At 73.0% G+C, this 6,231-nt stretch carries 6 protein-coding genes; 1 reads left to right on the top strand and 5 read right to left on the bottom strand.

Annotated elements, in window-relative coordinates; all coding sequences use genetic code 11:
- Window positions 1-199: 199 nt before the first annotated feature.
- Entirely contained in the window at window positions 200-613 is a 414-nt protein-coding gene (locus ACFSOX_RS19870; protein WP_378479559.1) for a type II toxin-antitoxin system HicB family antitoxin, read from the top strand.
- A 37-nt stretch (window positions 614-650) separates the two neighbouring features.
- On the opposite strand, the gene ACFSOX_RS19865 is transcribed toward ACFSOX_RS19870, so the two are convergent.
- The 5 genes from ACFSOX_RS19865 to ACFSOX_RS19845 all read right to left on the bottom strand — a co-directional run bounded on the left by ACFSOX_RS19865 (window position 651) and on the right by ACFSOX_RS19845 (window position 6,071).
- Window positions 651-2,516, bottom strand: coding sequence for a Y-family DNA polymerase (locus ACFSOX_RS19865; protein WP_378479558.1), 1,866 nt, complete (start codon window positions 2,514-2,516; stop codon window positions 651-653).
- Window positions 2,398-3,234 (bottom strand): ImuA family protein, encoded by an 837-nt coding sequence (locus tag ACFSOX_RS19860; RefSeq protein ID WP_378479557.1) that lies wholly within the window; start codon window positions 3,232-3,234, stop codon window positions 2,398-2,400. The genes ACFSOX_RS19865 and ACFSOX_RS19860 overlap by 119 nt, the downstream gene beginning before the upstream one ends.
- 262 nt (window positions 3,235-3,496) lie before the next feature.
- On the bottom strand, window positions 3,497-4,231 hold the full coding sequence (locus ACFSOX_RS19855; RefSeq protein WP_378479556.1) for a DUF2865 domain-containing protein: 735 nt from the start codon (window positions 4,229-4,231) through the stop codon (window positions 3,497-3,499).
- A 148-nt stretch (window positions 4,232-4,379) separates the two neighbouring features.
- The gene (locus ACFSOX_RS19850) at window positions 4,380-5,099 is read right to left on the bottom strand and encodes a L,D-transpeptidase (RefSeq protein WP_378479555.1); all 720 of its coding nucleotides are present in this window, start codon (window positions 5,097-5,099) and stop codon (window positions 4,380-4,382) included.
- Between the two features lie 375 nt (window positions 5,100-5,474).
- Window positions 5,475-6,071: a hypothetical protein gene (locus ACFSOX_RS19845; RefSeq protein WP_378479554.1), complete on the bottom strand. Its 597-nt coding sequence runs from the start codon at window positions 6,069-6,071 to the stop codon at window positions 5,475-5,477.
- Between the last annotated feature and the right edge of the window lie 160 nt (window positions 6,072-6,231).

The raw sequence follows: 6,231 nt of genomic DNA, 5'->3' as shown, positions 1-6,231 counted from the left end.
CGCCACCAACCGAGGCTCGCCGCATAAAGCACAATCCGTGCCGGACAGCCGTGGCCTTGTGCCGGGCATCCACGCCCTCGTAGTTCGGTCGGAGTGAAGACGTGGATGGCCGCGACGAGCCCGGCCATGACGGTGCGGAGATGTGCGGTTCTGACAAATTTGCTATTGGATTTCTTTTGCACCGCTGAACAGGCGCAGCATGACGACCCAATACGTCGCGATCGTCGAGAAGGATCCGGGCAGCGCGTTCGGGGTCTGGTTTCCGGATGTCGAGGGCTGCTTCTCGGCCGGCGAGACGCTGGCCGAGGCGGCCGCCAACGCCGCGGTGGCGTTGCGTCAGCATGCGGAGGCGCTGGAAAGCGCCGGTCGGCCGGTGCCGGCCGCGCGTGCCCTCGACGAGGTCCGGGACGACGCGGACGTGCGGGACGCGCTCGCCGCCGGCGCCGTGCTGATCGCCGTGCCGCTGCTGAGCGACGCCGGCCGCACCGTGCGAATCAACGTGTCGCTCGACAAGGGCCTGGTCGATCAGATCGACGCCGCGGCGGCGGCGCGCGGCCTGACGCGCTCGGCGTTCCTGGCCCAGGCGGCGCGCGAGAAGATCGCCGGCGTGTAGCTCCTCTCGTTTCACACGACGCGAGCCCATCGTCGTCTCACCCGAACAGGCCGTGCAGGAACCAGCGCGGGCGCGCCGTCTCGCGGTCGAACAGGCCTTCGCGATAGAGCCAGGCGCGAAACCCGGCCCGGCACTCGACCCGGAAATAGTCGCGGGTGAGGGGGCGGCCGTCGGTGTCGCGCCACCAGGGCAGCGCGATGCGCTCCGGCCCCTCGGCGGCGGCGACCTCGTGGAGCACGCGCCGCCAGCGGAACCGCAGCGGCGGCCCGTCCGGCACCTCGGCGATGGTCTCGACCGGCTCCGGCTTTTCCAACAACCGCAGCGGACGGACGGGCGCGAGGGTGTCGGGATCGTCGCAGGCGACGGCTTCGAAAAGCCGCTCCTCCGGCCCCGGGCGGGTGGCGAAGAGCCCGTGCCGTGCCCCCGCGCCCCGTCCCGTGCCCGCGACGCGAAGAATCTGGGCCGGCCGGGCGACGGCGGCGTGCTCGGGCAGGTGCGCGTCGCGCAGCACCGGACGGGTGACGCGGCGGGCGCCGAAGCGGGCCGACAGGCGGTCGATCAGATGGGCGACCTCGGCCGCAGGATCGCCGACCACGCCCTCGGCGTCGAGCCCGACCTGCCGGGCCTCGCTGCGCTCGGTCATGAGCGCGCCGAGCCGCACCAGGTCGAAGCCGAAGCCGGGATCCCACGGGTCGCCGACGGCGAGCCGGTCGGCGAACAGCCGCACCATGCGGGCGGGATCGCGCAGCGGCGCGCCGGTGCCGACCGCGATACGCACGACCCGGCCGTCGGTGCGGAACAGCGCCGCCTCGAGAATGCGGGCCCCCTCGCCGCGCGTCTCCAGCACCCGGACGAGCCGGCCGCCGAGGACTTCCAGCGTGGCGAGCACGTCGCGTTCCAGCAGCACGGGCTCGGCGAAGGTCTGCTCGGCCACGCAGGCGGGCAGCGGCCGGCGCGGCGAGATCGGCACCTCGGCGAGCCCGCGCGCCGCATCGAGGGCCTCGAGGAGGCCGTCGAACCGCGCCGCCAGCGTGGCGCGCGGCAGCGCCAGGACGTCGGCGATGCGCTTCAGCCCCACCTCGGCGAGCGAGGCGACCATGCTTCGGGGCAGCCGCAGCGCGGCGAGCGGCAACGGCGCCAGCGCCGCGTCCTGGCCGTCGGGGGGAACGAGGAGGATGGGATCCCGTCTGTCCGGAGATCCGGGCCAGGCAGCCGAAGAGCCCCCCACCCCCAACCCCTCCCCGCCATTCGCTGACGCGAACGGGAGGAGGGGAGCAGAAGCGCTGCGGCTCCCCTCCCCCCGCGAGCGAAGCTCGTGGCGGGGAGGGGTCGGGGGTGGGGGGCGCCGCGCGGCACAGACGCCGTAACGGGCAACGGCAAAAGCGCACCCAGGCGTATCGGCGATGGCGATGCGAGCCGCGAGGCCGCCGGCGGCGAGGCGGGCGTGAAGGGCGGCGGCGAGCGCCGCCTCGCCGCCGAACAGATGGGCGCAGCCGGTGATGTCGAGCAGGAGCCCGTCGGGCGGATCGAGCGCCACCAGCGGCGTGAAGCGGTCGCAGGCCTCGGCGACGGCGTCGAGCAGCGCGGCGTCGGCGTCCGGATCGTGCGGCACGACCACGAGACCGGGATGGCGGGCGCGGGCGTCGGCGACCGTGGTGCCGACCGTCAGGCCGAGCTTTTGCGCAGCGTCGCTCACGGCGGCGATGCGCTGCGCCGATCTTATCGTCTCGGCCGTGACCAGCGGCTCAGCCGCCGCGGCGGCGTGGCCGGCCCCCGTCGCGGCCTCACCTGGTCCGGCGGGCCGCGTCTGGGTGCGACCAATCCGGTCGGTCGACAGGCGCCTCAGCCACAGGGAGAGGAACCGGCGCGTCGCGCCGGGCGGGCTCGCGGAAGACATGCTCATGGTGATCCCAGACGAGGAGCCAGCGGCCGGTCGGGCCGCGGCGGTTCCGCAGGACGGAGAGGAGGACGGCGGGCTGGCCGAGGCCGCCGAAGCCGTCGGGCAGGCCGGGCGCGGCGGCGATCTCCAGCCGGGTCGCGGCCGGGCTCGCCAGCGCCGCGGCGCGGTGGCGCAGCAGCAGGCCGAGACCGCCGCCGGCCGCGGCGGCGAGCGACAGCCGGCGCAGCGCGACGAGATCGAGGGCGCGGTCGTCGAAAAACTCGCCGACCACCACGGCGAGGCCCCGGCAGGCCAGCGCCTCCTCCATGGCGAAGGCGGCGTCGCGCTCGCGCGCCACCGCGATCTCGACCAGCCGGACCGGCGACAGGCCGAGCGCCGCGACGCCCGGACCGTAGAGCCGCCCCGCCTCGCGCCCGGCGAGGTCGGCCTGGATCCACAACACCTCGCGGCGGGCGAAGCGGCGCACCGTGGCGAGCGCATGCACGGCGAGCGCCAGCACGGTGCCGGCCGCGGCGGCGAGGTCGCGTGGCGCCGCCGGCACGATTTCATGCAGGACGCCCAGCGCGATCCCGCCGCCGAGCGCCCGGTCGAGCGCCGGCACGCCGAGGGCGAGCACCGAATCGGCGGCATCCGCGGGCGCCGGCCGGTGCGCCTCGAGGGCGGCGACCCGGCGTCGGAGCGCACGCAAGATCTCGCCCGCATCGCGGGGCGGCATGGTCACGATCGGCCCTCTTTGTTCCTGATATGTTCTTATGGATTCCGGAAAGCCCGGCGCGAGTCAAGGACGCTCGGGCACGGATGCCGGGACGGTCGGAGAGGGTCGCTGGATCGTTAAAATTTTCGGACGGGCGAGGGGCGCCACGCGATTCCGCGACGTCGTCGCCGGGCGCGACCCGACGCCCCGTCGTCCTGCGCAGAAACGCGCTTGGCCCCGAGCCGGATGGATGTGCGGGTCTTCGCCCGCGCATGACGGCCGCGGGCGATCACAGCCCGCGCTTGGGGGCGCCGAGATCCTTGGCGACCCGGAGATTGCGCAGCTTGCTGCGGATGTCGGCCGAGACCAGGGGCGAGCGCCGGATCGGCGTGAAGTCGGCGGCGCGGTGCCGCGAGCCGCCGACGCCCTGGTAGACCTTCAGGCCGTCGTGCGTCGCCACCACGTCGCCGGCTCGCAGCGTCGGATCGGCGGCGATGTCGACCTTGACGAGGCCGAAGGCGTCGCGGCCGTTGCAGGTGCAGCCGTCGACCAGCTCCTTGCGATAGCGATGCGCGGTCGAGAGGCCGGCGTAGCGGCTGCCGTCCGGGGCGACCGCCTGATCGATTCCGGCGCCCTCGAACACCTTGGTGCGGCTCGCCGGGCAGAAGGCGCTGCACAGCTTGGCCGGCGACACGGCGGCGGGCGCGGTCAGCGGGAAGAAGCGGCCGTCGCACAGGCGCACGCAATAGGCCGTGACGGCCGGGGCAGCCTCGGGGACGGTCCCCCCCGGCGGCAATGCGCCGGCGTCGGGAGAGCCCGTCGGCGGCGCATAGGCCATCACCGGAGCGGCGCGCGGCGGGCTGCGCCCGAACGGGGCGCCGGTGCCGAAGATGCTCTCGAACACGCCGCCGGACGCCGCCGGCGTCCAAGCGGGCGTCCAAGCGGACGTTCGGGACTGGGCGGCCGCCGGCAGCGGCGCGGCGAGGCCGAGCAGCAGAACGGCGCCGGCCGGAAGCAGACGCATCCGGAAGACTGACTTGGATCGAGAGGGCATCGCGGTCGCCGAAAGCCCACGCGAGGCACGCGGGCGGAAAACGATCATCGAAAAGAACGAGGCGTCGCATGCGGACGCGGCGGGGCCCTGAGACCCCGCCGCTTCATCGCGAAACAGATCAGTTGATGCGGGCGCCGGCCCGGGTGTCGGCCGTGCGGGCCGACGGCGCCGAGATGCCGGCGACGCCACGCGACGACATCGGCAGCACGACCACCTTGGCGCCCGTCTTCACCCGGCCGTAGAGGTCGATCACGTCCTCGTTGGCGAGCCGGATGCAGCCCGACGACACACGCTGGCCGATGGTGTCCGGGGCGTTGGTGCCGTGGATGCGATAGACCGACGAGCCGAGATACATGGCGCGGGCGCCGAGCGGGTTCGAGGGGCCGCCGGCCATGAAGCGCGGCAGATAGGGCTGACGGGCGATCATCTCCGCCGGCGGATGCCAGTCCGGCCACTCGGCCATACGGGTGATGTGCTCGACGCCCGACCAGGTGAAGCCCTCGCGGCCGACGCCGATGCCGTAGCGCATCGCCTTGCCGCCCGGCATCACCAGGTAGAGATAGGTGTTCGGCGTGTCGATGATGATGGTGCCGGGCGCCTCGGCGCCCGCATAGGACACGACCTGGCGGCGCAGATGCGCCGGCGTGCTGGCGCGCGGCGCCGTCTCCTCGACCCGGTCGTCGCGGATGTAGCGGTCGATCGAGGAGGAGCGATAGCCGTCGGGCGCGAACAGCGACAGCGGATCGGCCTTGGCGGGCGCGGCGCTCATTCCGGCGATCCCGAGGGCGAGCGCACCGACCGCACCGATGACGAGAGAGAGCTTCGCGGAGCGAGCCATGTCCATCCCCCTGTTGTTCCCCGGCATTGACTGCCGCCGAGACAACCGGCGAAGCGCGAAAGAGTTCCCGGCCGTTAAGGAAGAAAATTAAGCATCCCTTAAAGCGACCGCAGAAAGCGGGGAGCCGCGACGTGATCAGATGAGGGTGTGACGTGACGATCCGGCGCGAGCCTCACGTCTCCTCACAAAAGTCCATGAAAGCCGCTCGGGCACGCTCTTTCACCTCTCCCCGCTGGGGAGAGGGAGCCACGCCGCACTCGCAGATCCTCGGTGCCATTCTGACAGTCCGATGCGCACCAAACAAAACGGCCGGGCGCTGGCCCGGCCGTTCCGATCAGGTCTCGTGTCGGTGCCGCGCGCGCTCGCGGACGACTCTCACATCAGCGCGGCGAGCTTCACGTTGGTCTGGCTCGGCGCCTCGACCAGGCACTTGCTGAGGATGTGGGCGAGCTGCGGCGCGGCGATCGGGCTGGCGGCCGGGTCGCAACCCTCCGGGATGCGCGGGCGGCCGGTCGGCGCGGCGGCAGGCTTGGCCGGATCGCGCGAGGAGGCGGCCGGGCCGGGCGCCGGGCGGGGCGGGATGGCGTCGGTCACCACCGGACGCACCGGGCTCTGCTGGGTCTCGCGCACCGTCACCTCCGGCAGCACGACGCCCTTGGTCACCACGGTGGCGTTGGTCAGCGGGTCGCTCTTGTAGAGGACGCGGCCGTCGCGATCGCGGTAGACGATGGCGGCATCGCGGACGCCGACCACCTCGACCGTGGCGATGATCTTCGGCTCCTGGCGCGTGGTCGCGGTCGTCGGCAGCCGATCACTTTTCCGTGTGCGATCGATCGGCGCGGCCAGCGACGCGGTGCGGGCCTGCGCCTCGGCGCTGTTGCCACCGAACACCGGCTCGCCACCGACGGCCAGCGCGGCCCAGGCGACGATCGCGGAAACACCCAAAGCAGAGAGAATCTTGGTCTTGCACATGGGTTTGCCCCATTATGCCGAGATCGCCCCGTGCGACAGACCGCCCCCGTGAACGGTCCGACGTGATAACGGCTTCTTAACCTCTTGGTTCCTTCACGGCCGCGTGAGGTTCAACCAGGGCGATTCGTGATCAGCTCGCGCCGGCCGCCGGTCGGCCACC

This window comes from Rhodoplanes azumiensis (assembly GCF_042682915.1).
Taxonomy (GTDB): Bacteria; Pseudomonadota; Alphaproteobacteria; order Rhizobiales; family Xanthobacteraceae; genus Rhodoplanes; species Rhodoplanes azumiensis.
Note: the sequence above shows the minus strand (reverse complement) of the source record. Positions and strands in the feature narration are given on the sequence as shown.

Bases quoted from the DNA above. Each gene is read 5' to 3' on its own strand.
- ACFSOX_RS19870 (WP_378479559.1), top strand. From the start codon at position 200: ATGACGACCCAATACGTCGCGATCGTCGAGAAGGATCCGGGCAGCGCG.
- ACFSOX_RS19865 (WP_378479558.1), bottom strand. From the start codon at position 2,516: ATGAGCATGTCTTCCGCGAGCCCGCCCGGCGCGACGCGCCGGTTCCTC.
- ACFSOX_RS19855 (WP_378479556.1), bottom strand. From the start codon at position 4,231: ATGCGTCTGCTTCCGGCCGGCGCCGTTCTGCTGCTCGGCCTCGCCGCG.
- ACFSOX_RS19850 (WP_378479555.1), bottom strand. From the start codon at position 5,099: ATGGCTCGCTCCGCGAAGCTCTCTCTCGTCATCGGTGCGGTCGGTGCG.
- ACFSOX_RS19845 (WP_378479554.1), bottom strand. From the start codon at position 6,071: ATGTGCAAGACCAAGATTCTCTCTGCTTTGGGTGTTTCCGCGATCGTC.